At 58.3% G+C, this 24,394-nt stretch carries 18 protein-coding genes and 5 pseudogenes; 8 read left to right on the top strand and 15 right to left on the bottom strand.

Annotation, left to right across the window (positions count from 1 at the left end):
• Positions 1-139: 139 nt before the first annotated feature.
• The 8 genes from EJ073_RS22115 to EJ073_RS22080 all read right to left on the bottom strand — a co-directional run bounded on the left by EJ073_RS22115 (position 140) and on the right by EJ073_RS22080 (position 8,087).
• Positions 140-901, bottom strand: a complete 762-nt coding sequence (locus tag EJ073_RS22115; protein WP_024505871.1) for a sulfotransferase — start codon at positions 899-901, stop codon at positions 140-142.
• 287 nt (positions 902-1,188) lie between these two features.
• On the bottom strand, positions 1,189-1,977 hold the full coding sequence (locus EJ073_RS22110; RefSeq protein WP_126057633.1) for an ABC transporter permease: 789 nt from the start codon (positions 1,975-1,977) through the stop codon (positions 1,189-1,191).
• 3 nt (positions 1,978-1,980) lie between these two features.
• Entirely contained in the window at positions 1,981-2,895 is a 915-nt protein-coding gene (gene nodI, locus EJ073_RS22105) for a nodulation factor ABC transporter ATP-binding protein NodI (protein WP_024505873.1), read from the bottom strand.
• 260 nt (positions 2,896-3,155) lie between these two features.
• Positions 3,156-4,481, bottom strand: a complete 1,326-nt coding sequence (nodC, locus tag EJ073_RS22100; protein WP_032899868.1) for a chitooligosaccharide synthase NodC — start codon at positions 4,479-4,481, stop codon at positions 3,156-3,158.
• A 15-nt stretch (positions 4,482-4,496) separates the two neighbouring features.
• On the bottom strand, positions 4,497-5,156 hold the full coding sequence (nodB, locus tag EJ073_RS22095) for a chitooligosaccharide deacetylase NodB (RefSeq protein WP_126057632.1): 660 nt from the start codon (positions 5,154-5,156) through the stop codon (positions 4,497-4,499).
• Positions 5,153-5,743: a NodA family N-acyltransferase gene (locus tag EJ073_RS22090; protein ID WP_024505875.1), complete on the bottom strand. Its 591-nt coding sequence runs from the start codon at positions 5,741-5,743 to the stop codon at positions 5,153-5,155. The genes nodB and EJ073_RS22090 overlap by 4 nt, the downstream gene beginning before the upstream one ends.
• Positions 5,744-6,596: 853 nt before the next feature.
• Entirely contained in the window at positions 6,597-7,805 is a 1,209-nt protein-coding gene (locus EJ073_RS22085; RefSeq protein ID WP_126057631.1) for a beta-ketoacyl-[acyl-carrier-protein] synthase family protein, read from the bottom strand.
• Positions 7,806-8,087 (bottom strand): acyl carrier protein, encoded by a 282-nt coding sequence (locus EJ073_RS22080; RefSeq protein ID WP_029356603.1) that lies wholly within the window; start codon positions 8,085-8,087, stop codon positions 7,806-7,808.
• Positions 8,088-8,457: 370 nt separating this feature from the next.
• Here EJ073_RS22080 and EJ073_RS32300 point away from each other — a divergent pair.
• Positions 8,458-8,586, top strand: a pseudogene (locus EJ073_RS32300) (LysR family transcriptional regulator); the annotation flags it as partial.
• Between the two features lie 104 nt (positions 8,587-8,690).
• On the opposite strand, the pseudogene EJ073_RS22075 reads toward EJ073_RS32300, so the two are convergent.
• Positions 8,691-8,837 (bottom strand): annotated as a pseudogene (locus tag EJ073_RS22075) (multicopper oxidase domain-containing protein); the annotation flags it as partial.
• Between the two features lie 993 nt (positions 8,838-9,830).
• Here EJ073_RS22075 and EJ073_RS31685 point away from each other — a divergent pair.
• Positions 9,831-10,100, top strand: a complete 270-nt coding sequence (locus tag EJ073_RS31685; RefSeq protein WP_024504272.1) for a hypothetical protein — start codon at positions 9,831-9,833, stop codon at positions 10,098-10,100.
• A gap of 594 nt (positions 10,101-10,694) precedes the next feature.
• On the opposite strand, the gene EJ073_RS22065 is transcribed toward EJ073_RS31685, so the two are convergent.
• Positions 10,695-11,648 (bottom strand): TauD/TfdA family dioxygenase, encoded by a 954-nt coding sequence (locus EJ073_RS22065; protein ID WP_024504271.1) that lies wholly within the window; start codon positions 11,646-11,648, stop codon positions 10,695-10,697.
• Between EJ073_RS22065 and EJ073_RS32295 the strand changes: the two are divergent.
• The 3 genes and pseudogenes from EJ073_RS32295 to EJ073_RS22050 all read left to right on the top strand — a co-directional run.
• A pseudogene (locus tag EJ073_RS32295) lies at positions 11,563-11,748 on the top strand (pyridoxal-phosphate dependent enzyme); the annotation flags it as partial. The gene EJ073_RS22065 and the pseudogene EJ073_RS32295 sit on opposite strands and share 86 nt — an antisense overlap.
• 275 nt (positions 11,749-12,023) lie before the next feature.
• Positions 12,024-12,187, top strand: a pseudogene (locus tag EJ073_RS22055) (thioredoxin domain-containing protein); the annotation flags it as partial.
• A 41-nt stretch (positions 12,188-12,228) separates the two neighbouring features.
• Positions 12,229-13,683: a glutamate synthase subunit beta gene (locus EJ073_RS22050; RefSeq protein ID WP_024504270.1), complete on the top strand. Its 1,455-nt coding sequence runs from the start codon at positions 12,229-12,231 to the stop codon at positions 13,681-13,683.
• A 464-nt stretch (positions 13,684-14,147) separates the two neighbouring features.
• On the opposite strand, the gene EJ073_RS32290 is transcribed toward EJ073_RS22050, so the two are convergent.
• Positions 14,148-14,513, bottom strand: coding sequence for an extracellular solute-binding protein (locus tag EJ073_RS32290; protein ID WP_245454714.1), 366 nt, complete (start codon positions 14,511-14,513; stop codon positions 14,148-14,150).
• A gap of 1,054 nt (positions 14,514-15,567) precedes the next feature.
• On the opposite strand from EJ073_RS32290, the pseudogene EJ073_RS22040 reads away from it, so the two are divergent.
• Positions 15,568-15,788 (top strand): annotated as a pseudogene (locus tag EJ073_RS22040) (insulinase family protein); the annotation flags it as partial.
• A gap of 57 nt (positions 15,789-15,845) precedes the next feature.
• Positions 15,846-16,904 (top strand): class I SAM-dependent methyltransferase, encoded by a 1,059-nt coding sequence (locus tag EJ073_RS22035; RefSeq protein WP_024504268.1) that lies wholly within the window; start codon positions 15,846-15,848, stop codon positions 16,902-16,904.
• Between the two features lie 606 nt (positions 16,905-17,510).
• Here the strand turns inward: EJ073_RS22035 and EJ073_RS22030 are convergent.
• The 3 genes from EJ073_RS22030 to EJ073_RS22020 are packed head-to-tail and all read right to left on the bottom strand — an operon-like array spanning position 17,511 to position 22,089.
• Entirely contained in the window at positions 17,511-18,566 is a 1,056-nt protein-coding gene (locus tag EJ073_RS22030) for a hypothetical protein (protein WP_126057630.1), read from the bottom strand.
• Positions 18,563-20,629, bottom strand: coding sequence for a hypothetical protein (locus tag EJ073_RS22025; protein ID WP_126057629.1), 2,067 nt, complete (start codon positions 20,627-20,629; stop codon positions 18,563-18,565). Before EJ073_RS22025 ends, EJ073_RS22030 begins: the two co-directional genes overlap by 4 nt.
• Positions 20,630-20,631: 2 nt before the next feature.
• Entirely contained in the window at positions 20,632-22,089 is a 1,458-nt protein-coding gene (locus EJ073_RS22020; protein WP_126057628.1) for a metallophosphoesterase, read from the bottom strand.
• Between the two features lie 59 nt (positions 22,090-22,148).
• Here EJ073_RS22020 and EJ073_RS22015 point away from each other — a divergent pair, with 59 nt between their 5' ends.
• On the top strand, positions 22,149-22,478 hold the full coding sequence (locus EJ073_RS22015) for a hypothetical protein (RefSeq protein ID WP_186815491.1): 330 nt from the start codon (positions 22,149-22,151) through the stop codon (positions 22,476-22,478).
• Positions 22,479-22,499: 21 nt separating this feature from the next.
• On the opposite strand, the gene EJ073_RS22010 is transcribed toward EJ073_RS22015, so the two are convergent.
• Complete coding sequence (locus tag EJ073_RS22010) at positions 22,500-24,359, bottom strand: AAA family ATPase (RefSeq protein WP_245455309.1); 1,860 nt, start codon at positions 24,357-24,359, stop codon at positions 22,500-22,502.
• Positions 24,360-24,394 lie beyond the last annotated feature (35 nt).

Genomic DNA, 24,394 nt, shown 5'->3' with positions numbered 1-24,394 from the left:
CGTGCCTTTGATGTTCGCCGCAGATCGAATGCCGGCCGATATCTGTCGTCTTGGTGACTTTGGTTGGTCAGTTTTGCGACGGAATGCGCGCAAACTGTAGGATATCCTACACGCCCATCAGAGCACGCGGGACAAGCGATTAAGCGTAGGAGCGCATCGAATCTCCGAGGTCAAAAAATCTTGAATAAGGTCCGCGTGCGAAGTGAATCCGCAACTCGTCAAAGTTCTCCACCGTTTGATCCAGCGGTCGCGTTTCCTGGCGCTGCAGGATGGCGTTATCTGATGGCTCAAGCGCTGGAACGCCCAGGAAATCCCAAACCGCTCCCAAGCATTGGGCAGGTTCATGAAGAAGGCTCTCGTATTCCATTACAAGCAGGTTGGTCGACGTGAAGGAGTCCATAACGCGAGCGTGAAAATCGTCGGCGGCTTTGAAATAAGCCTCACAGTCAGCGATTGACAACCTGACGCTCGGTGGCCGAGCGGTATCGTTGTCCGAGCTGAACTTCAGCCACTGACCGCTTTCCCTGGCCTGCACAAAGGAACGGAGCGATTCCAATACGTTTCGGCGAACAACGAGGATGACCTTGAGTGCTGGCCAACGAGCTAATTCCGCAAAGAATGCTGGACGCTCGCGAAACTGAGGTTCATTGATCTTGCAGCCAAGATGCGTCACATTCTTGTAGTCGCGCATAGGGCAGCGCACATAGGCAAGCTCAAGAAGCTCGCGATCCGTGCCTAGCAGGCGATCCGTGCTGGGCCAATTGGGATCATATTCGTTTAGCAACTCACCGTTACTCAAAACGGTCGGATGCTCGTTTAGCAATTCTTCTAAATAGTGTGTTCCGGTCCTTGGCATAGCAAGGATCACAAAAGGCTCAGGAGTTGGTTCGTTGTGGGTCATTGCATGTGTATCCAACTAAATAATGGCCGCGACGGTCTGGGGACGCGCACAAGAAGCTTGGCTGCTATCGCTTGAACGCTCCGGGTGGGTCCGCGCCTCACCACCCAGCCTGTACTCCGAGGTGTGGTCGCGAAGATGGGCGCGTGCCTGCAGCGGCTGGGTGGCGCCCGGCTTCGGCGTTGTTGTACCACTCGCGATTCCTGGCACACGCATGCCTCCGGGCCGCTGTGGGCAGTTTGCAATCCGGCATTGCGGACCTCCTTCTCGTTGATGGGCGTAGGTAAGCGTCAACGCATTAGTCGTCGATGAAACAGTCCAGCCGACACAAAAAAAGGCAATACAGCGAACATGCAAAGTGCGCCTATATGCAGCCCTACATTGTCGCCCAGGCGGCCGAGCATCACCGGACGGATTAGATCGATAGAATTCGCCAGCGGCGAGAAGGCCGCAATCTGCTGAAACACTCCTGGCAATTGGCCGACTGGAAAAACCGCGCCCGAAAGGAACAGCATAGGTGTGATGACAAGCGTCTGATAGAAAATAAAATAGTGATAACTGGGCGCGAGCGCGATGACGAGCATGGCCAGGCTCGCAAAGGCGAACCCGGTGAGAGCGATGACCGGCAGCACGTAGAGAACCGACGTCCACGCGGCATAACCTAGCGCGGCGGCAACAATCGCAATTGTCGTACCGGCCAGAAAGGCCTTTGTGGCTGCCCAGGTCAATTCACCGAGAACGATGTCGCCGAGGGTAAGTTGTGTGTGCAAGATTGCTTCCCAAGTGCCCTGATCGCGCATTCGACCGAAAACCGCGTAAATTGTTTCGAAGGTTGATGCTGTCATCGCGCTCGTCGCAACCATGCCGGCTGCCAGAAAGGCGATGTAGGATGCACCTTCGATGCGGCCTACCAACAGTCCAAGGCCAGTGCCGAGCCCGAAAAGGTAAATCATCGGATCAGCAAGGGTGCCGAGCATTGAAGCAAATGCCACCTTCTTCCATGCCAGATGATTGCGGCGCCACACCGCGATCCAGTTCCAGGCGTTGGCGGGTAGAGCGGCCGCAAAACGTTCACCCATTGCTCACTTCTCCATCTCACGTCCGGTTAACCTCAAGAAAACGTCCTCCAGACTGGGTGGACGCTCTAGAATACGCAGACCCGCTCGACCGCGAAGCTGGATGCGCACATCCTCCGGCTCAGGCGCATAGCAAAAGAGCGTCTCGCCGCTTACCTCGACACGCTGAACGTACGGTCTGATCAGCGAAATCAGCTCCTGTGGATTGCCGCCGAAGATCTCGATCACGTTGCACCCAATGTACTCGTCGATCAGCGCATGAGGACTGCCCTCGGCGATCTTGCGTCCCCGCTCGAGAACACACAGCCGATCACAAAGCCGCTCAGCCTCTTCCATGAAATGGGTGGTCAAAATGATCGTTTTTCCGCTCGCCAGCAGGAAACGAAGTCGCTCCCAGATCAGATGGCGGGCATGCGGGTCGAGGCCGGTCGTGGGCTCATCCATCACAAGCAACTGGGGGTCGTTGATCAGAGCACGTGCCAGCGTCAGGCGCCGCTTCATCCCGCCGGATAGCAGGCCGACACGTGAATCCGCCTTGCTCTCAAGGCGAGCGAACTCGAGGAGCCGTGGGATGACGGCGTTGATCTCTCTTGTACTCATGCCGAAGTAGCGCCCGAACACCAACAGGTTCTCGCGTACCGTAAATTCCAGGTCGAGATTGTCGAACTGCGGGACCACGCCTATGCCCTTGCGGGCCAAGCGGCTGCGTGCCGGCACTGGTAGACCGAGGACTGTTATATCACCCGCGTCAGGCCGGGTCATACCGAGGAGCATACGCGCAATCGTGCTCTTGCCTGCGCCGTTCGGCCCCAGCAGACCGAAGCACTCTCCCGATGCAACGGTGAAGGACAGCCCGTCCACAACGAGCTTGTTTCCGAATAATTTGGTTACGCCGGTAAGGTCGATTGCTACATTGGACATGCGTCTATCTCAAGCGGAATGAGTCCGATTGGCCACCGGCAGCTTACTTGCGAATTCTGGTTCAGAGCAGGCCACCGCCTTGAGATGGCACCTTTGGAAAGTCGCGGCCGGAGCGACGCGTGTATCGCTTCCGCCAAAGAATAACGTCAAGATGCCACGTGTCGCTTCCAGATAGTTCCCGTTCTGACCATAGGTAACTCGAAAGCTTCACCCCGTGTCGACTGACACAACTTACTCGGTCACTCGGCGCTGCAAGGCCGTCAGACTTCACCAGCTGTGAGCGAAAGATCTGCAGTATGAAGTGACTCCGCAATTCCAGAATTGCCCGCAGCATTTGCTCCGGCAAGCGGCATCGCGCTTGTGATTTCCTTTGTGCTCCTGTTGGGCAGGGGAACACTTTTACGCGACAGCCAATCGCTATTGCTCAATGTACACAGGGCGTAAGCCTTCAAGGGGATCAACAGGAATATCCTGATTAACGCGTGCATTGAATAGCCGATGAATCGAAGCTGCCGAGTGCGGAAAGATAACACCGTAGATCTGATTATGGTCATCGTGACAATAGCCAGCACCGTCCACCAATTTACTGTATGTGAAAATAGTAGCTCACCGAGCGCCGTTACTACCGCGATGCCGAGCAACAATGGGCCGAGATTCTCTCCCATCACATCCAAAGTTAGATAGCGATCCAGGCCACGCAGTAGACCTCGCGCAAGCATCGTGTCCCGGAAGGTGCTTCGTGCCCAGCGGAGTTGTTGGCGCAAATAAGGTCCCATCTTGTCCGGAACGACTGTCGCCGCGACGGCACCTGGAACGTACTCGGTTCGAAAGCCTGCTTTCAGCATGAGGATCGTAAGATGACGGTCTTCACCGAAGTCGCTTGGTTTCCCCCTGAACAGCTGCGTCTCGTATTGATCCAGCAGAGAAAGGAGACAAGACCGGCGGTACATTGCACATGGGCCGCAGCAGCACATGACCGCACCAAAGCGACCTTGCGCCGCGCGCTCCTCATTGCAAGCCAGCCAGTATTCCATATCGATCAATCGGGTCAACCAAGTGTCGCTGCGGTTGTATGCCGTCAGCTGGCCCATGGCCGCTCCGACCATGGAATCCCGCATTTTTACTGCAAGCTTTGTGATGACGTCGGACGCAAGTGTCGTGTCAGAGTCGACGCTGAGCACGAAATCTCCAGATGAGCGGCGGATGGCGGCGATCTGCGCCTTGCGTTTGCCAACATTCTCGCGGAGCAGAATGAAATTGAATCTCGGGTCGCCCTCGTAGGCGTGATGTACCGGGATGACGGCATTACGATTTCCAGAACCGTCGTCAACCAGATAGACCTGAAATGTTCCGGCGTAATCTTGATTTGCAATGGAAGCTAAACACGCCGCGAGTGTGCGCGGGTCCTCATTGTAGCAGGGGATAATGACATCCACGCTCGGCCAACGGTCGGATCCGAACAAGCTTTCCGACGGCGGCGTAACATTTTCCGGTTGGGAGTAGACCGCTTGCATGCCTCTGTAAACAGTCGAGAGCACCGCATAAGACGAAACGGCAACAGTACTGGCTGTGGTGAGAAGGTCCATAGGATCTCTGTTTGTTCAGGGGTGTTGAGGAAGTGATCGGATTACAAATCCGCGGCCGTGCAATTCTGGAATTAGGCGTGACAACGCTGTCACCGTCTGGTCGCGCAGACTGGCTTGATTGCCTGGTTGCAATTCGTCGGGAGCGCACCCGTCGTGCAACAGCACGATTGCGCCCGGCCGGATATCGGCGAGCACTCTGTCGACGATGGCGTCAACGCCGGGGCGAGACCAGTCGCGTGGATCAATGGACCAATGGACGGGCGCCAATGCCGCACCCGCTGATGCAGCGATTACTTCTTCGGTCCAGATGCCATACGGTGCACGAAAGTACCGAACCATGGCCTGCGGGCAAGCCATCCCTATGACTCTGTTTGCCTCAACTATCTGGCAGTCGACTTCGACGGACCCGCATTTGGCCAGGTCCGGATGAGTCATCGTGTGGTTGGCTATACCGTGCCCGTCTGTAATAATTCGGCGAACGAGTTCCGGCTCGTCGGCCGCGTAGGCCCCAACAACGAAGAAGGTCGCCGTCACCTGATGTTGCGCCAGCACATTGAGTATCTGCGGTGTGAAAAATGAATTGGGACCATCGTCAAACGTCAGATAGACGCTGCGCTCTGCAGTGCCATCGGCATTGTCACTCTGCCCTTCGCATATGTAGTCCAGAGGCTTCATAGTTCCGGACCGTTCCGGTCGATCAGGGTACCGGACGGCCACTCGTCCATCGAGCGTCCGATCGGCGAAACCAACACGAGTACGTCTTCCAGGCGCGTGGGCGGCAGGTCGGGATGCACATCTGGACGGGTCGATCGTACGCGAACGCCCGACACAATGTTCGCGAGGCCGGCTCTGCAGAATCTTTCGACATGGTTTCGCAGCGCGTGCCGAACCGTGCCGAAAGCGAATGGAACACCCAACTGATGGAGCACTGGGTACGCCACGCGCATCGAAAAACCGATTCCGAGCCCTTCAAGATCCGGACGAACCGCGTACAGGCCCAATTCAGCGACGATCAAGTCGACCTCGCCAACTTTGATGAAGCGCCGCAGCATGCCGATGTGAGCCGCTACCCCATGCGCGTCGTAGCCGATTGCGCGGAATTCCGGCCTCGCGCCGGCCCAACTGCGGCCGCCTTCGAATGGCTCCGCGTTGAAGGCGCCAGTCCGTCCATAGGTCTTTCGAAAAAAGTCGGAGAGTTCGACATGGTCGGCCAGTTGCAGCTCATTTTCCCAGCACAACTTCCAATCGACATTCGGGCGCATGGAAGACCTCACCTTGGAGCTGTCTGGTTGAGATAAATGTCCAAGCATTGGTTAAATAATTGGCATCGCACCAACGGGGCGTAACTTGTGGAGACCGCCGAAAGACCAAGCCGTAATGCAGATGCGACTGACTTTGTGCGCCCCGCACACCAGATGATGCTCCTCGGATCCAACGCAACCATGGGAACTACCTATCTTTCCAACTTGAAGCGCCTCTATGGGACCTGCAGCAAAAACGGTAAAATCCTTTGTTTAGATGAAAGGTATCCACGCTTTGGATAACTGGGCGAATGCGTTCCATATGGCTGGTCAATTATCGTCGTCACGCTCGAGGCACTTCTGACGAAGCGCAAAGCTCACGCCCGCGGCACGCGCGGCCGTTGCCGGGCCGCGCGATTATCTCCGTAAGAGCCGAGCGGAGCTCAGACACGACGATTGATCAGAATCTGATTCGCGGGTTCAGTATCTCTTTCGTGTATCCAGCTCTGGGCTGTCCTTTGGCGGGAGTTAGGTTCGCCCAGGTTCTGAGCCTGGGGCGTCGGCCCGTTCGCCGCACAGGCTCCTTCGCACATCGTCGAGGCCGAGAAAGAGGGGGCCACACAGCTCCCCCTGTACTTTCCACCACCCGACACCAGCGCTCACCCAGGGCGCCGGCCTTGCTCACCTCAACGGATAGCGCACTCGCGCCGCTTCACGATTAAAAGAATTCTACAAGCAGATGCCTGTTTGATCGTGAGACGTCCGCTGCCAATTCCCGCATCGCAGAGGCAGCCAATAGCGCTCGCTTCACATAGTGGTCCGGCAAGCAGCTAGATACGACAGGTGACCTCAAATGAGGCGTCTTGCATGGCTTCTACACCTGCCTGAATGCCAGAACTGCGTTCGTACCGCCCATGGCGAAGGCGTTGCTCATGGCGACGCGCACCTTGCGCTCGCGCGGCACATTGGGTGTGATGTCGAGGTCGCAAGCGGGATCTGGCTCGCGATAGTTGGCGGTCGGCGGCACGACGTCCTCTTGGATTGCCATCACGCAGGCGATCATTTCAAGCGCGCTCGCTGCGCCGAGGCAATGCGCGTGCGTGGACTTGGTGGAAGAGATGGACATCAAATAAGCGTGGTTTCCAAACACACGCTTGATCGCCGCCGTTTCAGTCTGATCATTGCTTTTGGTACCGGTGCCGTGCGCGTTGAGGTAGTCGACGTCCTCGGCATTCAGCCCGGCATCGGCAAGGCAGGCGCGCATCGCCGACGCTGGCCCCTCGACAGATGGCGCGGCAATGTGGAAGGCATCGGCGGAAAGGCCGACGCCGGCGATCTCGGCAAGAATTGTGGCACCACGCCTCGTGGCATGCTCGTAGCTTTCCAGCACGGCCATGCCCGCACCCTCGCCCAGCACCAGGCCCTTCCTATCGGCGGAGAAGGGCCGGCAGGTATCGGGTGAAAGCACGCGCATTGCTTCCCATGCTTTCAGCACGCCCCATGCGAAGGGTGCGTCGCTGCCTCCGGAAACCATTACGTCGGCCCGGCCCAGCTTGATCTGGTCCACCGCCGAGGCGATCGCATGGTTGGCCGAGGCACATGCGGAGGTCACCCCGAAGACCGGCCCGCGCAAGCCGAGGCTCAAGCTAAGATGGACGGAAGCGGCGCTGGGCATCACCTTTACTCCAGTGAAGAGTTCAGCACGGATTGCGCTACCCAAAAGCAGTGAGCGGTAAGTTTGTTCTGTTGCGTATGAACCGGTAAATCCGACGCCCACTGTCGCGCCGAAGCGATGGGCATTCCCCTCGTCCCAGGAAAGTCCGGCCTGCCGCATGGCTTCGCGCGCTGCAAGCACGGCGAGCAAGCTGAAGCGGTCCATGGAGATGAGATGCCCCCGGTTGATGTCGTGCTGGGGCAGCGCCTTGATCTCAGCGCCGGTCATGCCCTCCAGGTCATGAAGCTCGGAATTGGCGATCGGGCCGATGGCGGAGCGGCCTTCGCGCATCTCTTTCCACATAGAGGCGGCGTCGGTGCCCAGTCCGCACAGGCCGCCCACTCCGGTGATAACGACGCGCCTGTCCATTCAAGCCTCCTTCGCAAGCAAGCCGCGGACGGCTTCCACGACGTCGCCGACATTCTTGAGATTGGACCAGGCATCGGCCGTGTTCATGTCGATCTTGATGCCGTAGGCCTGCTCCACATCCCAGAGGACGTCCGCCAAACCCAGCGAATCAAACCCGAGCGCGTCCAGTTCCGTGGCGATTGTTATCTCGCCGACGAATGACGCAGGCATTCCCTCACCGCTCTCCGACTCGGCGCGTTTCTTGATCAGGGCAATGACGTCCGTTGCGAATTGATCGGCCATTCTGTTTCCTGTCTTTCTTTCCCGCGTTTCGACCTGGACGCGGCTCAGTTCCTGAGGCGCGCCGCGTCGCGAAAGCCATCACGCTTGGGCAACTGACAAAGCCCAATGCTCATAAAGCCGGATCAGGTCCGGCCGGTGTGTGGCGTAGGTGCAGTATGACGATGTGAGCCGCTACACCGTGCGCGTCTCCCAGTCTGTCCATAGACTCGGAAGAAGTCGGACCCGGTCAGTTGCAACTCCCTTTCCCAGCACTCCACTGCCCGGTAGAGCGCATGAAAAATCTCCTTTCGGGCGGTTTCTGTTCTGCCCATGCAGGATTCCAGAACATTGATGAAATCGTTTGTTTCGATGAAAGGCATCCACACTTTGGATGGTTGACACGCGTTTCAAAGATCGTGAACTACATCTCGTCGTTGTGCTCGACGCACTCCCGACAGAGCGCAACCTCATGGGCGCGGCATGCAGGATTAACCGAGCCCAGCCGGTCATGAGTGCGGCCGGCCGGGTCGGGCGATAGGCAGTCATGCCCTGCCCTTCCTGCGGGTCAAGCACTCCGAAAAAACATTTCCCCCATAAATGCTAGATCTTCCGTTGCCTTTTCGCGGGCTTCTGCGTGAGGTGAGGCACGCCATCCATGGCATGTGGCACACGCACGCGATGCCAGTGCACGGTCGTTTTCTCGGCAAGGCCGTTCTCTACCTCGACCCGCACGCGCTCGCCCTGACGGACCCGGATTTCCGGGCCTGGAACGGGCCTTCGGCGCGCAATCGAGCCCGGTTCACCCGGCCCAATGGCGTCCACTTTGGGGGCGCATGCACTGCAGACCCGCTGGACCTGATCCGGGAGAGGATGGGCGCGGCGATTGGAATAGCTATGAAAGCGCATCGGACCGTGGAACTGCGCGCGCAGACTTTCGGAGGAAGGCTCGCTTTTAAACGTTATCGTGCAACTCTGACCGTTCTTCGCCTTGGCGGGTGCCGCGGAAGAATCCCGGGTTCTGCGAGCGCTGCGAGAACACCTGCGGTCGATCCTGTACCACAATCTCGCGAAGCTCGATGCTCTCTACAAACGATGTCTTGGATTCTCACGCCCTTATTTCAGCACTTCGCTCGCTTGCCCGACTCGGCCGCGGTCAGCCTTCACCGCCAATTTTATTGGCGCAGCGACGTTCCTATCGGTTCAGGCGAAGCTTCTTGAACCTGCCGCTCTCTCGTTGCCCTGGCACGATTAATCGTCCTCTCAGTCTGTCATTGGCGGAGTCGCTCCTGAGGCGCGCGCCGGCGAGTTCGAGGAGCGCGTGGCTATCTCCTCGGTCCAGCCGGATTCCGCTGCGCGCTCAGCCAATTCCTGGAAGGCCGATTCCAAGGCGAGCTGGCATTGAAGGCCGCGGTCCGGATGGTCGACTAGCTTGGTTCCACGATCGCAATGCTTGATCGCTTCATTGCAGGCCATGGGCTCTCGCCCTCTCCTTTTGCCACACGAGGCGCCAGCTCACGTGTTGTGCGCCCCGGCAACCGCTTTCACCAGCCGCTCCAGCGATCCCGCGCGCTCCAGCTCCGCAAAGAATGATGCGGCGTGACGCTACCCAGCCGGTGCTTCTCGGCCATTTGCACACATAGGGATAGTCGACCATGAAATCGGACCGAGGCGAGGCGTTGGACGTTTCAGTCTTGGTCTGAATGCGCCGCCCACGAGCCGATCGGCCTTCTCGATGATTTGGCGCACCCTCGTTGTCGACAAGCCATGTTCCTGAGCCAGGTCGGCGAAACTCTTGCCCTTCAGAAAGCCGTCGACCAGGGCTATGTTCCTATCGACGGTCGGCTAAATCCCAGCAGGCGCGCGCAGTTTTCCGGCATCATTCCGTTTGTTCATCCGCTTGTCCGCGCCCCCTGCAAATCCTACCGGGCCAAATCGGTGCTTGGAAGACCCACTCATGTCATGGCCTCGGGAAAGTACAAGGCCGACGGTTATGTGAATACGAAAGATGCTGGCGATCACCATGATCGTTGGTGACCGCTGACCTCCCCAATGTCGGCTTCGACGGCACACCGGGAGCTCTCGGCAATGTTGAATAATTCCGTTTGAAGATGGTTGACTTCGTCGTCGAGGCTCGATCCATCAGGATCGGTATCGACGATTCTATATTTGAGAAACCCAAATTCGTTTGACTCGCGCAATTCGCTGTACGGCGTATCATCGCAAGCGCGGGATTCCGACATCCTGCGAAGTGCCCGCGTTGCTGGAATCGATTTTGCGGAAGTAAAAAGGCCCCGGCGCTGGGTCGGCGCGCAGGGCCTTCAGGCATGTACGAGCTACCAGCATGTCCAGTTATGATCGTGCGCTATCATAATGAACAAACGGTGAATGATCGCTATCCGAGGTGCAGGGCGGGCGAGATGGTGGGGCGGTGGGGGACCTGTACCGCTGCAGCGGGGCCACGAGCAGCGACTCGAGCCATGCGCCACGCTGCAGGACCTCGATTTCGGGCCAAGCCTCGAGCCCGCAACTCGCCTTGCTTCTCGGAAATCATAAGGCTTTGTGGGGCGGTTAAGCAGCGCGATATGGCCGCGGCGATACGAAGTTTTCATCTTTACCCTGTTCAGACGGTCAGGCTGCCTTCGCCGCCGGCTTGGCTGCCTTGACATGGGTTATACTGCGGCGACCGTCGACGCCGATCGGAACGTCACCGTCAACCGTAGCGCGACGCACAACCCGGTGCTGGTCGCCATAGTCGTTGACCGCATAATGCTGGTTAGCACGGTTGTCCCAGATAGCGACGTCGCCTACTTGCCAGCGCCACCGCACGGTATTTTCCGGGGCAGTGACGTAGGACTGGAACACCTCGTAGAGTTTGGCGGAATCGCTCTTGGAAAGGCCGACGAGGCGCTGCACGAAATTGCCGAGCAGCAGCGACTTCTCCCCGGTTTCCGGATGGACGCGCACGACCGGATGCTCGGTCTCGTAGATCGTCGATGTGAAAACTTCCTCGAAGTGCTTCTTCTCTTCGGCTGTGGCGCGCGGGCGCACGGCTGCGTAGTCGTAGGCATTGCTATGAATAGCCCACAGATTGTCCGCCAATATTTTGAGCGGCGCCGGCAGATTCTCGTACGCGGCGTGCGTGTTGGACCAGATCGTGTCGCCCCCCGCCGCCGGAATGACGACGCCACGTAGGACCGAGAATTTCGGATAGGCATCGACGAAAGTCACATCGGTATGCCACTGGTCTGCCCTGCCACCGCCACGGCCGGAATCGAGATTGAGGATTGAGGCCGTGCCGGCTGCCGGCCCCTGCGTGGGATGAGGTACAAGGTTACCCAGACGCCGCGCGAACAATTCCTGCTCCGCATCGTCGAGATGCTCCTGGCCGCGGAAGAAGATCACCTTGTGTTTTAGAAGAAGCTGGTTGATGGCTGCTATCGCTGCGTCCGAAAGGTCTCCACCAAGGCGAACTCCTCTGATTTCAGCTCCAACACGGCTGGTCAGCGGTACAACGTCGGAGTCAGGAATTCTCTTCGTCAAGCTCGAAAGCCAAAATCCCGGCGGATCGATCAAGGATCGCATTGCGTTGTCGATGATCGTTAATGCCGAACAGCGTGGCCAGCTCGCGCCGGGCGGTACAATCATCGAAGCGACCGCTGGCAACACAGGGCTCGGCCTGGCCTGGCGGCACGAAGCGCGTGATCGCGTGTCCAAAAGCTGACAGCGTCAGACAAATGTCAGGTTCATTACAACCAACATCTGGGCACTGACGAGGTTTTTCGAAGCAATGGGCGCTAACTGCGCGCTGAGCGCGTTGGCATGGCTTTTGAGACTGAGTGACTGTGACTGCACTTAATGGGGCAAGACGAGCGATGCGCTCCTCCCTGAACCCGTGTGCCGTCTCTGAGAGGAAACCAGCTCGTGCAGAAACCTTTGGAAATAGCTTTGGACCGCAACGTGGTATTGCAGATGGAGTCCCCGGCTCCTTCGATTAGAGTCGAGAACTGGCTGCATGGCGAGCCCCTCACGAGCTTTGAGCCCGGCAAGTGTACATAGTCGAATTTTGGGCAACTTGGTGCGGCCCATGTGTGGACGGGATGCCCCATCTGATCCAGCTGCAGGGCGTCGCCAGGCGCGCCATCTGGACAGCAGGAGCTGGACTATGGGCAAGGTAACAGGCTTTCTCGAAATCGACCGGCAGGTGCACAAGTACCAGCCGGCCTCCGACCGCATCCGGCATTTCCGTGAATTCACGCTGCCGATGTCGGACAAGGAGGTCGAGAAACAGGCCGCGCGCTGCATGGATTGCGGCATTCCGTTCTGCCACGGGCCAACGGGCTGTCCCATCCACAACCAGATCCCGGACTGGAACGACCTCGTCTACAATGGCGACTGGGACAATGCGATCCGCAACCTGCATTCGACCAACAATTTCCCGGAATTCACCGGCCGCATCTGCCCCGCACCTTGCGAGGAAGCCTGCACGCTGAACCTCGAGGACATTCCCGTCGCCATCAAGACGGTCGAGCAGGCGATCGCCGACAAGGCTTACGAGACCGGCCATATCAGGCCCTATCCGCCGGAGAAGAAGACCGGCAAGCGCGTCGCCGTCATCGGCTCCGGCCCGGCCGGCATGTCGGCTGCCCAGCAGCTCGGCCGCGCCGGCCACGACGTCCATGTCTATGAGCGCGAGAGCCGGCCCGGCGGGCTGATGCGTTACGGCATTCCCGACTTCAAGATCGAGAAGCACTATATCGACCGGCGCATCGAGCAGATGCAGGGCGAGGGCGTCACCTTCCATTGCGGCGTCAATGTCGGCGTCGACAAGCCGGTTGCCGAGCTGCTCGCCGAACATGACGCGGTGCTTTATTGCGGCGGTTCCGAAACGCCGCGCGCGGCCGGCATTCCCGGCGACGATCTCGGCGGCGTGCATGACGCGATGCCCTATCTGGTGCAGCAGAACAGGCGTGTCGGCGGCGAACCGATCCAGTCGGTGGCGTGGCCGTCGCATCCGATCCTCGCCGGCGGCCAGCATGTGGTCGTCGTCGGCGGCGGCGATACCGCGTCCGACTGCGTCGGCACCGCCTTCCGCCAGGGCGCGGTCCGCGTCACCCAGCTCGACATCCGTCCGCAGCCGCCGGAAAAGGAAGACAAGCTTTCGGTCTGGCCCTACTGGGCGACCAAGATGCGCACCTCGTCCTCGCAGGCCGAAGGCGCCGAGCGCGAGTTTCAGGTGGCGACGCTCGAGTTCATCGGCGAAGACGGCCAGCTGACCGGGGTCAAATGCTGCGAGGTCGACGAAAAGCGCAAGCCGATCGCCGGCAGCGAATTCGTCATTCGTGCCGATCTCGCGTTCATCGCCATCGGCTTTGCCGGGCCAGCCGCTCGCGGGCCGGTGTCGGAACTGGCCGGCCAGATGAAGATCGCCATTGACAGCCGCCGCTCGAAGAATGTCGAGGCCAATGACCGGGACTACAGGACCAGCGTCGAAAAGCTCTATGCGGCGGGCGACGTGCGGCGCGGCCAGTCGCTGGTCGTCTGGGCGATCCGCGAGGGCCGCCAGGCGGCGCGCGCCATCGATGAGGCGCTGATGGGATCGAGCGTGCTGCCGCGCTGAGTCCGTCTCGAGACCCTACTTGTGCGGCCACCTGAAGGCGCTTTCCGCCCTTCCGCTGCCCCGGGCAGCTTACGGACTGATCGCCGTGGTCGTTTCGGTTGTGGCCCCGGCCGCAGGCTGCCGCCTTGGCGGCCAAGAAAAATCGTCGGCGCGGCCGGGCGAAGCAGCGCTGGGTTTAAGTGCTTGGGGTGACACGGCGTGATCTCCGCCGTTGGCGGGAACAGGGCAGTGCAATAGTACTGCCCTGTTCCTTTTGATCAGAGGCCAGTGCGGATTTCTTCGGCAAGCGCCCTCAACGTCGTCTCGACGTCATCGCCGTTTGCCATCTTCTGCATCGCCACGGCCCATGCGTTCATGGCTTCGCCGAAGCCGACACGCGGTGTGAAAGCCAGCGCGGCTTGATCCTGTATCTTTTTGAAGCTGTCAACGAAGTTGTTGAACTCGGGCTGCGAAGCGTACTTAGTCTAGGTATCGTCCTGCCAGGTCGACGTGCGCGGCGGATTGACGAGCTGGCCAGCAAGGGCACCCTTGAGCGCCACCTGCTTGGAGGTGGCCCACGGGATGAACAGCCAGGCCGTGCCCTTCTTTTCGGAAGCCGCGTTCATGGCGAGAGCCCAGATCCAGATGTCAGAATCCAAGCTCGTGGCGCTCGGTGCGTGCAGCGGCGGAGCGAAGGCGATCTTGCCGGATGCCGGCTTCCCCGCAACATCGTTCCAGAAGCCGAACATTTTTGAGTCGATCGTCATCGCGGTGCGGCCGGACGAGATGCCGTCCACGACCTGGTTCCAGTTATCATTGGCGAAGGAAGGAGCCGCGCACTTCTTGATCATGTCCGAATGTAGTCGTATCCAGCATCGGTAAGCTTCGGATCACTCAGGTATTTGTCCAGCAGGCGCCACTCGGAGCGAGGTCCTACGCGGGCTGAATGCCAGTGCCGAACACATCCCATGCTGGCGACTTCGTCGTCAGTTGGATCGTCATCTTGTTCCAGTAAGAATCGTCTGGGTAGAGTTCCGGCGTGACCTTGATGCCGGGTCAGCTTCTCGAACTCCGGAAAGTTGCGCAGCGAGAGCATCCGCATAGGGGTGGATGTCGTAGGCCCAAGTTATGCTGGTCCCTTCGAATTGACGCCAGTTCACGGTGTCGGCAGCGGCCGAATTAGTGAGCGATGCCGAAACGGCAAGAAACGCCAAGTCAAAAGCAAGCTGTTTGCGTAGCGACGCGCACCTGTAACGAGTACGGGGAATGAGCGACCCATGTAATCCTCCCTGGGGCATTTTGCCAATTTTTGGGTCCACTCCTCCATCCCGAGTTTGCTCATAGCCACAATAAGCGGTTTCCAACGACCTCGCTCTGAATGCACCAGGCCAACTGGGTAAAAACGGGTAACCGGCACTTAAAGGCGATGTAGTATCGCCACCAGAAATACTGCTCCGTGGTGCTGGCCTTTGCCTGGGGGCGCAACACGGCAACTACCCGCTCAAAACGGTTGGTCCTCTACCTCTTATTCACCGTCGCTTTCCTCGCGGCCTAACCCGGCCGGAATATCCGTTGCCAGAAAAAGGCCTCGCGGCCGGTTCGAGGCGCATCCCTCCTCCGAAGCAGCACGCTCAAGTATCGTCACAAGCCCCGAGCGCTTCGCGTTCGGCGATGTCCAAATTCCGACAATGTCGGATACAGTCAGATCTACTGGATTGCGTTTGAATGGTTTTCTCATTTGGCACAGTACATGCGGGTCATCCGCAAAACACGTGACCGACCAACAAGAGTTCGCATGATCACCTTACCACAACATACAGCCGCCGCGGAACAATCACTTGGCCCCTGATCGCCCGCCCCGGCACCACAACCGGAGTCATCGATGTTCTGACAGGCTGCCCAAGGATACCTGCTGCAACAGGGCTTGCCCTGGTGACGACCACTCCGGCTCCGCCGGTTACCGACGAGGGCAAAGTGACGGATTTCCTGCTTTTCAACGGCATGGAGGTGGCTGTCATTCCCGACCACCGCGCCGCTCGTCACCGATATGGTCTGGTGCAGGATCGGCAGCGCGGATGAGCCGCCGGGGATATCTGCATGTCTTCGAGCATCTGATGCTCAAGGCGCCTCATGACGAGCACGGCTCCGTCGCCTGGAGAGATTGAACCCAAAGGGAGATTCAGATGTCTGAAGCGAATCAGGAAAAGTTGGACGCATTCTTGGGGAAAATGGTCGGCGATCTCGGTGCGATCGCAACGGGCGCGGGAGTCCTGCTGGGGGACAGACTCGGCCTGTTTAAGGCATTGCGCGAAGGCGGCAAGATGACGGCCGCCGAACTTTCGACACGCACCGGCACCCAGGAACGCCTCGTAAGGGAATGGCTTTCCGGGCAGGCGGCGGCGGGTTACGTCGACTACGATGAAGCGAGCGACAAATTCTATCTCAACGCCGAGCAAGAGCTGGTGTTCGCTGATGAAGACAGCCCGGCCTTCATGGCAGGCGCATTCGAGTTCCTGTCCGCGCTGTGGCTCGATGAAGAAAAGGTGAGGCAGGCATTCCAGTCCGGCAAGGGCGTCGGGTGGCACGATCATAGCGCGTGTCTGTTTCGCGGTACGGAACGGTTCTTCCGTCCAGGCTACAATGCCAATCTGATCGACTCCTGGCTGCCGGCCTTGGAGGGCGTCGTCGAGAAGCTCGAACGCGGCGTGGACGTCGCGGATGTTGGATGCGGTCATGGTGCATCGACCGTGCTCATGGCACAGGCCTTCCCCAATTCGCGCTTCGTCGGCTTCGACTATCATGCCCCCTCGATTGAGCGCGCCCGCAAGGCGGCCGAGGTAGCCGGCGTCGGCGTTAACACGCGGTTCGACGTGGCGGCCGCCAAGAGCTATCCCGGAACGTATGACCTCGTCACATTCTTCGATTGCCTTCACGACATGGGCGACCCGACGGGCGCCGCCACCCATGTCCACGGATCGCTCAAGCCGGACGGCACGTGGATGATCGTCGAGCCGTTCGCGCATGATCATCTGGCGGCGAACCTCAATCCCGTCGGCCGCGTTTACTATGCCGCTTCCACTTTCGTGTGCACGCCCGCATCCGTGTCGCAGGAAGTCGGGCTCGCGCTTGGAGCCCAGGCCGGTGAGGCGAGGCTGCGCAAGGTTGTGACCGGCGGCGGCTTCAAGCGATTGCGTCGCGCCGCGGAGACACCGTTCAACATGGTGCTGGAGGCCCGCCCTTAGCGTGGCCGTCGCCAGAAATTGCAGCTCATCGCATTTGATTGAAGATCACCGCCAAAAATCCGGACGCATCGGGGACATTTTCAAGGCGCCTGGGTTCACGCAGAGGTCGCTGCCGAGTTGTGTGCCAAGAGTCCCATACGTTGCGGCTCAGAAAGGACCCGACGCACGGCTACGAACATGCCCATAGTGATGGCCGCTATAATCACATATGCCCACCATGGCGCGTTCACAAAGCTGGTAAGCCACGTCGCACCGAACGCGCTTACGACAAAAACGAGAGCCTCGATAAAATGACTGAGCCTGTACACATTCAGTCGTCTCATCCTCATACCACCCATCCAAAGACTGAGCTTGTTGCGCTACTGCGACAGAGCCTAACATATTGGAGAGCGCTCACTATTTCTATGCTAAACAGTCTCGCCTGAGTATATGTTTTGAGTCGCTAATTATGGAATTCTGCCAGTCTGCATTTCCCCTGATCTGATGTAGAGCAGCTTCTAAGTGGGAATTAGTCCCCCATCGACCGGATCGGGCGACACGAACATGCGCTGAAGGCTTGGCGGAACGGCTACTGGGACCATGATGCTACTCGAATGCAAGATCGTGTCAGAACGTCCCGGGAAGGCTGCAGGCAGGGGATGTCAGGTCAATCAGCCTATAGATATGATACCGCCCATTCGCTGAGACTTCACGATGGGCATAGGAGGTGGGAATTCGTGCCTTGAGATGGACGCGGCTGTCGGAGCAGGCGAGCACGGCAGCAGCGATGGCCTGAACCTTCGGGCCGCTGACAAAAACGTTCACCACCGCACGCGAGCCGAACCCGTCGAGATACGTCTCGAAAGCATCGAGGTGGGCCATCAGCCCGAAAGCCTGGATGTCGCGAACTTCGCCATCTTCGAGCCGGTGGGTTTCACGTACCTTGGCCACCTGTTGATCGAGCAAAGCATCGATATGCGCATTCTTCTCGCTTCTTGGGACGAGGAGCGAGATCCGTTCCGGACTGACGATATCGATCAATCCGTAGAATACGTCGGCATCTCCTCCGATCCCCACGAGCAGGACTTTCTCTTCGCCCATTCCTCCGCTGCCTTGAAGATGAGGGACGGTGACGTATCGGTCCAAGCCGCTGGAAAAATCCTCTTTGCCGATCGCGTTCCCGTAGATACCTTCGGCGTACCCGAATTCGAGAGACTGAATCGACATTTTCTTGAATGCCACCGCAATCAGCCATTGGATGTAGATTCGCGGCATCGTCGAGCACTCGACGAAAACCTTCCGCAGGCTTCCTTCGTATGAGCCACATGAAGCGGCCATCTGAGTGAGCAGGTGATCGAGGAGATTGATGTTCTTCTGATACTCGATGGAAGGCTCGAGGGTGATCGCAGTCACTTCGACGCCCCATCGGGTACCCATAGCGATGAGCTTTCGCCGGTTTTCTTCGACGGCTGGGACGTTCGCTTCCTTCAGAGCAAAGTCCAGAACCACGATTTTGCCGACCTTCAGGTCAAGATGGTTTTCGAACGCGGCGAAACGCGTTTCCCATCCAAGCGCGACGATCGCGATATCTGCCTCCATCGTTTCGCAGGTACCTGCATCTCTCGCCTTCTCAGTGACGGCCAGATGGCCGAAGACTCGATACTCGACAGTTGAAGCGGTCATTCGAGATCGCTCTCGAAAAGCGAGTGCTGGAATTCGGTCTTGAGTGCGGGCCGCGCGACGAGCTCCTTAAACACCGAGTCGGCCCAGTCTTCTGGGAGCCGATGCCTGGTAAAAAGCAGGTCGACCATCTGCGCCGCAGGGATTGTGTTGATTTCGTACGGGCCGCGATAGGAGAACCCGAAGTAAGGTGCAAATCGCCGATGCAATCTGATCAGCATCTCCTTCGATGCGGGGTCGGCGCGGTCCACCTCAAAGTTGCCGGCGGCGGAGACCTCCCGGATAAACCCATCCCTTTCCGCCCGACGCAGGACCTCGTCCAGTTTTCCGCTGGGTTGCTCCAGTCGGTTCACCAGCGAGCGCATTTCCTTTAGATCAACCCTGAAAATGCCTCTCTCTGTCGTTCCTAGAGCATTTTCTTCGGCAAACTCTGTCTGGAGGCGAGCGGTCAGGTAACCCAACGCCCGCACCATGCGCACGCTCTCTTCTTCGTACGGATGTGAAAGCGCCTGAAGTCCATCAAGCTTCCGTTGAGAGGCGGCGTTCACAGCCTGTCTCTGCTGTTCGAGATGAATCTGTAAATCCGAGTTGATGAATTCCACCAGTTTTCGTGGATCACTGGAACTCGGAACACTGCGGCGGAAGATCTCTCCCATTATATCAAGGAAATCGCGTATACAGACGTCGCTCAATGATGTGATGATCTGGTGCCCTACGTACGGGTAGTCATGCAGACGCAGCATCTGGCACGCTTTCAGAAAAGCCCATCCCTGTTTCCGGGCGATCGACCTCTTCAGATTTGAAGCATCCGCCTTGCTCATGGGCCGGCGCTTGATTTCCGGGTTCATGAGCGCGAGCGCCAGCCCTTCGGCATAAGGGCGCGCTTTTCGATCAAGAAGGAATTGCTGCTGATCCGCCGTCCTCAAATTCACGGAGAGGAATTCACGTGCTGCATCAGCGAGTGCCACAAGCTCTTCTCTGCCCTCGGAATGACCCGATATGATAACCCGCTCGATGATGTCATTGACGGAAAGCCGCCCCAGCCGGTTTTTGAGCGAAAACGCGCTGAGCGCATCGTTGCGCTTGAGATCACTCCGCAGATGGTCAGGAAGCGCATAGTAGAGCCGAAGCGACGACACGTTCTCGCACAGCGTGGCGAACTCCCTCGGATCGACTGAATCAAGATTCTCGACGTCCCGGTCAGCATTCGAGAGCGACTGGCCGGGTATGATCGTCCGGATCGTGTCGTAAAGGCCGCCGATGTAGGCGAGGACCCATTTCACATTGCCGCGCGTCTTCCTCACCAAGGTGTTCAGGAACTGCTGTTGGAGCGGTGTCAGTGCCTCACAGTCGTCAATCAGGATCTTGAAGAAGGGCGCCCTGTCACCGGCGAAAGATGGGCCATTTAAAAGTGGGGTGATCGCGGTCGCGACCTTGTTAATGATCGCGCCAGGGTCTGTCGCTCTGAAGCCGGTCGCTCCCTCATCGGCGGCAAAGAAGAACGCGTTGAAGCATTCGTCGACGTACCGGGTTATCCCACCCCGCAGCTCATCTATGCTGAAGAAGTCGAGACGGGCAGGTTGGGGTATGAAGTGCAGCACTTCGCGATGCAGTGCCAAGGCGACGTCCCTATCTTCAGAGGCCCGGTATTTCAAGTGGCTGTCGCGTCTGAGCTGGCTGATGCTCTCGAGCAGGCGTTCGACTATCTTCAGCTCCAGATAGTGAGAGAAGATTACGAATTGCCGCGGGATCACGGCGGCCGTGTCGAAGCGTATCCGCTCCGGAATGAGGTTCAGAACCGCGTTGTCGATTAGGGGCGAAAATGTCTCATTGAGCTGGAAGAAGACGCCATACCAGCCGAGCTTGCCGACTTGGTCCGCGAGACTTTTGTCTTCGAGGATATGAACTGTGGAAAGCGAGCGAAGAATACTGGTCTTGCCGCTGCCTCTCGTCCCTGCGACGAAGACCGGCTTGGCGGCGGCAGAAATCAAGGCCGACTTCTGACTGAACCACAGTATCGGGCGACTTTCGTACTCGATCCTGTTGGGGCCGAACGGATTCTCCATCTCTATTCGTCCCTTACCTTAATGCGCCAAGCCGAGTTTGCCTTCGTGAGGCCGTCTATCTCGACGAAGCGCGCCGCTTGGAGCATCAGAAGAGAGTCTTCCAAATCTAGCCCGAGCTCGGCGGAGGCGGCAATCTCAGTGATCTCGTCCCAGAAGAGTAACCCATTCCCGCGCCTGGTGGCATGGTCGCGCAGTCGGCGCATCAGGTCAAACGTGTCGTTGTTCAGAAAGGCCTTGCCGTTGGACATAGTCGAGATGAAGCAATGTTCGCCTTCCATGACCGTCCCGTCGGCGACATTGGTGCGGTAGGGTATAAGTCGGATGCCGACGAGCTCTCCCTGATCGGTCGTGAAGAAGACGAGCTCATTGAAACCTGACTGTATCTCTGGTGCTGAGATGCAGATCAATTTGCCGTCCGGAAACCTTGGATCGTTGACGATCTCGACCGGATCGGCATGTATGTGTCCATGCAGGTAGACGATAGGCTTGTTGCCCTGCAGCAGCTGAGTTCTGACAAATCCGCTGTTGAGCATCTCCGCGTATGGCGTAATGCGCGGAGTCTTTTGTGGCAGCAGATTGTGATGGCCGATCATGATGCCGTAACGCATGTCGGGCTGCTGGAGCAATTCCTGTAGGCCTGCAAGCATCTCACGCGAGATGTATGGCGTGTCCATCTGACCGTAATACTCGTCGTCGGACGCCTCCTTGTCTGGATCGCTGGGAGGTGTCGCGGGCGAATGTCCCGAGGTGTCCGGCGAGCCGAGATCTACAGGTTCTGTAGAAGGACCGAGTGCCTCGAGACGATCACGAAGGAACGCGGGAAGGTTCTGAAGCTCCCAACTGCCTATCGCTGTGTTGACGAGGATGAAGTTTGCGCCTGCGGATCCTGTCGGAAGTCTGAAGTGCACGGGTTGGTCCACGGGAACGGTCTGCCAACCCAAGCGGGCGGCTAAACTCGCCATTTCGCTGAATTTCTCAGTCGGTCCAAGTTCGCGCGCGTCATCACGGTTCACATCGTGATTTCCCGGTACGAATATCAACGGAAGCGCCTTTGAACTGCGCCCCTGTGCGCGGCAGAGCAACGTGAAATGCTGGAATGCCGAAGCAATGAAAGTCTTGTCGCCACGGCTCGTGAAATCCCCCATGAAGGCGATCGAATCCAAGGGCTTCGAAGTCGTCAGCCGCCGAAGCTTCGTCAAGACGGCACGCAGCGAAGACGCGCGTAGCTTCTGCGTTATTTTCGGAGCGAACTTGCTATCCTTGGCATCGATGTTGCTAGAGGAAGGATGCCAATCCGGATAGTGAATATCGCCTACTTGAAGGATTCGCACCCGTCGCATAACTCGCCCCCCCGCCGAGAGCCATAGACTAATCCGTTCGCTTTTGCCAAGCGCGAAACGATCATCCGACCGCATCGCCTGGAAAGCGCGTTTATCTTTTTGTTGGTAATGGAGAGGCACGACGCAATTGTGCCCCCGGTTGCTTGTCTGCCCACCAAATGGGCACTCAATCTGGGCGCATGGCTTATGATTTCTCGAGTTTGTCCCATAACGAGTTTGAGGATTTGGCCCGCGACCTCGTAGGTCGCGAGATCGACAAGCGTTTCGAGGCCTTTCCCGAGGGACCGGACGACGCGATGGATGGTCGACATGCCCTTGCCGGCGGCGACATTGTGCAGGCGAAGCACTACCAGCGGTCAGGCTTCTCGGCGCTGAAATCCAAGATGAAGAGCGAGCGCACAGCCATTGATGGCTTGGCGCCCTCGCGATACTTCCTCGTCACGTCGGCTTCGCCCGCGGCAGGCGGACACCGGCATGCGCAGCAGGATGAAGCCAGTGAGGGCCAGTAATACACGACAATAGTCATTAGGCTAGAGTACAGTCGCCTTGGGAGGCTGTTCGAATTCAATCCGGCGCTTTTCGGCATCCTTTTTTCGTTTGGTGGTGTCGATACGATATTGGTCAATTCCATCAAGATCGCTCTTCATATCGTTTGGTGTTGGAACTGGAATGGCCTTGGCGGACGCCATGTCATGTCCAGAACGCTCCGAAACTCGCTTCATGGCCCAATAGATTCGCTTGTGGTCTTCGTCCTCGACCACCACACCCTTCAGGCTCTGTGTCTTGACATCGCTGTTAAATCGCTCGACGACTTTACCGAGCAGGATTTCTTCAACGAGCCTCTCCCAGGTTTCCCGAAGATCGCTGTAGAAATCCTTCGCTGACCTTCGCCAAGCATCGGTGGTGAAATCAGTGGCGCCGTCGAAGCTCTTCAGGCGCGTCTTGAGAGTCTCGATGCGCTTCGTGACAGACTGTGCGATCCACGGCTCGTCAGTTTCGCTAATCAAGCCAAAACCGGCAGATTCGGACTTGTTGATGTAGTTTCGAACAAGGGGAATCGGCGGATTGGCCTGCGCAGCTGCGTCAACCACCTCGTTGAAGAACAGAAGATTATGGGTGAAAATAATAATCTGACGTCCTGTGGCCGCTTCTTTTACGAGCCTTGCCGCGACCCGCCTGATCCGAACATGGTCGAGAGATGACACGGGGTCGTCGATGATCATGCCTTGACGCGATGTGTCTCCTCCGACCTCGGCTAAGAAACAGGCCAGGGCAAGCGCGCGCTGCTCTCCTTCGCTTAAGACCTTGCTGTTTGAGATCGCTTTTGCCGCGTTGAGCCCGACCTCGAAATAGCTCTGCCCATCTTGACTACGATCATTAACTGCGAACGGGATGTGCGTTAACGCCAGAGTCTCAATCTCGGCGACGACGCGCTTTTCGAGATCCTGCATGACGAGGCTTCGTCGAAGCGACGTCATCTGCCGTGACACCGAGCCTGTTTCGACAGCATCGCAGCATGAGAGAAGCTTGCGCCGCTCTTCGAGATTCGCCAAGCGCGCGAGAACGATGGTGAGATCGTCGCCCAGTTTTTTCCGATCCTTGAGTGTATCGCGACGAGCTCGATCGGTAGCGCGGTTCCCGTCGTCGGCCGCTGCCTTGTCGTCCGTCAGCGCTTCGGCCTCTAGCGCCTCCGCCTCCGTTCGGAGTTTCGATGCAACTGGCGCCGCAAGTTGCGGGAACGCAGCGTACTCGGACAGCGCAGCCGCAACGACAATTGCATCACGCCTTTTACCTGCCTCGACATAATATGCCGAGATCAGGGCCACCATCGCCTTGCGTGCGGCGGACAGATCGCCAAACTCTCCGAGAGCCGCCTCAACCGCCTCCCCGGTCGCAATGGTGAGTCCTTTGATTTGGCGCAGGGCCTCTTCATGGGCAATAGATGCGACTTGCGCCGCCTTATTTGCGGCGCCCGTTACGAAGTCATTGAAGGATTGGATCCGCCCCGCGGCGTCCGCCGTCATCGGCTCCTGGCAGAGCATGCAACGATCGCCTTCCTGATCTGGCAAGTGCTGATGATCGATGCCAGTGACGCTCGCTAAATAGGCTCGTGCATGGTCGAACATATACCGCCAGGGAGAAAGCCCAACGCCGCTCAACGGCATAGTCGCGAACGCTCCTGAGGCGGCAAGTTGTGCAGCCTGCGCTGTAGAATCGGCTGTTGCATATAGATTGCGATAAATCTCGAGGGCCGCCGCTGAGAGAGCCGCGTCGATCTGTTCAGATGCAGTCAGCAGTTTTTCCAAGGCCGCCTTGGCACGCCGACGCTTTGTCGCCATCGTTGAAGGGTCGCTTGCCAGAGCCTGTTCGAGGCCAGCGAGATCAGCCATGTCCTGCTCTGAGAGGGCAGCGAGGTTTTTGATTT

It is taken from the genome of Mesorhizobium sp. M4B.F.Ca.ET.058.02.1.1, from assembly GCF_003952505.1.
Lineage (GTDB): Bacteria > Pseudomonadota > Alphaproteobacteria > Rhizobiales > Rhizobiaceae > Mesorhizobium.
The sequence above is the reverse complement of the archived record's forward strand: the minus strand, read 5'-3'. Positions and strand labels throughout refer to the sequence as shown.

What these genes read in the sequence shown, in the direction of transcription:
- EJ073_RS22115 (WP_024505871.1), bottom strand. Translation starts at nt 901, where the DNA reads ATGACCCACAACGAACCAACTCCTGAGCCTTTTGTGATCCTTGCTATG.
- EJ073_RS22110 (WP_126057633.1), bottom strand. Translation starts at nt 1,977, where the DNA reads ATGGGTGAACGTTTTGCGGCCGCTCTACCCGCCAACGCCTGGAACTGG.
- nodI (WP_024505873.1), bottom strand. Translation starts at nt 2,895, where the DNA reads ATGTCCAATGTAGCAATCGACCTTACCGGCGTAACCAAATTATTCGGA.
- nodC (WP_032899868.1), bottom strand. Translation starts at nt 4,481, where the DNA reads ATGGACCTTCTCACCACAGCCAGTACTGTTGCCGTTTCGTCTTATGCG.
- nodB (WP_126057632.1), bottom strand. Translation starts at nt 5,156, where the DNA reads ATGAAGCCTCTGGACTACATATGCGAAGGGCAGAGTGACAATGCCGAT.
- EJ073_RS22090 (WP_024505875.1), bottom strand. Translation starts at nt 5,743, where the DNA reads ATGCGCCCGAATGTCGATTGGAAGTTGTGCTGGGAAAATGAGCTGCAA.
- EJ073_RS22085 (WP_126057631.1), bottom strand. Translation starts at nt 7,805, where the DNA reads ATGGACAGGCGCGTCGTTATCACCGGAGTGGGCGGCCTGTGCGGACTG.
- EJ073_RS22080 (WP_029356603.1), bottom strand. Translation starts at nt 8,087, where the DNA reads ATGGCCGATCAATTCGCAACGGACGTCATTGCCCTGATCAAGAAACGC.
- EJ073_RS31685 (WP_024504272.1), top strand. Translation starts at nt 9,831, where the DNA reads ATGTTCCTGAGCCAGGTCGGCGAAACTCTTGCCCTTCAGAAAGCCGTC.
- EJ073_RS22065 (WP_024504271.1), bottom strand. Translation starts at nt 11,648, where the DNA reads ATGCGATCCTTGATCGATCCGCCGGGATTTTGGCTTTCGAGCTTGACG.
- EJ073_RS22050 (WP_024504270.1), top strand. Translation starts at nt 12,229, where the DNA reads ATGGGCAAGGTAACAGGCTTTCTCGAAATCGACCGGCAGGTGCACAAG.
- EJ073_RS32290 (WP_245454714.1), bottom strand. Translation starts at nt 14,513, where the DNA reads ATGATCAAGAAGTGCGCGGCTCCTTCCTTCGCCAATGATAACTGGAAC.
- EJ073_RS22035 (WP_024504268.1), top strand. Translation starts at nt 15,846, where the DNA reads ATGTCTGAAGCGAATCAGGAAAAGTTGGACGCATTCTTGGGGAAAATG.
- EJ073_RS22030 (WP_126057630.1), bottom strand. Translation starts at nt 18,566, where the DNA reads ATGACCGCTTCAACTGTCGAGTATCGAGTCTTCGGCCATCTGGCCGTC.
- EJ073_RS22025 (WP_126057629.1), bottom strand. Translation starts at nt 20,629, where the DNA reads ATGGAGAATCCGTTCGGCCCCAACAGGATCGAGTACGAAAGTCGCCCG.
- EJ073_RS22015 (WP_186815491.1), top strand. Translation starts at nt 22,149, where the DNA reads ATGGCTTATGATTTCTCGAGTTTGTCCCATAACGAGTTTGAGGATTTG.
- EJ073_RS22010 (WP_245455309.1), bottom strand. Translation starts at nt 24,359, where the DNA reads ATGGCTGATCTCGCTGGCCTCGAACAGGCTCTGGCAAGCGACCCTTCA.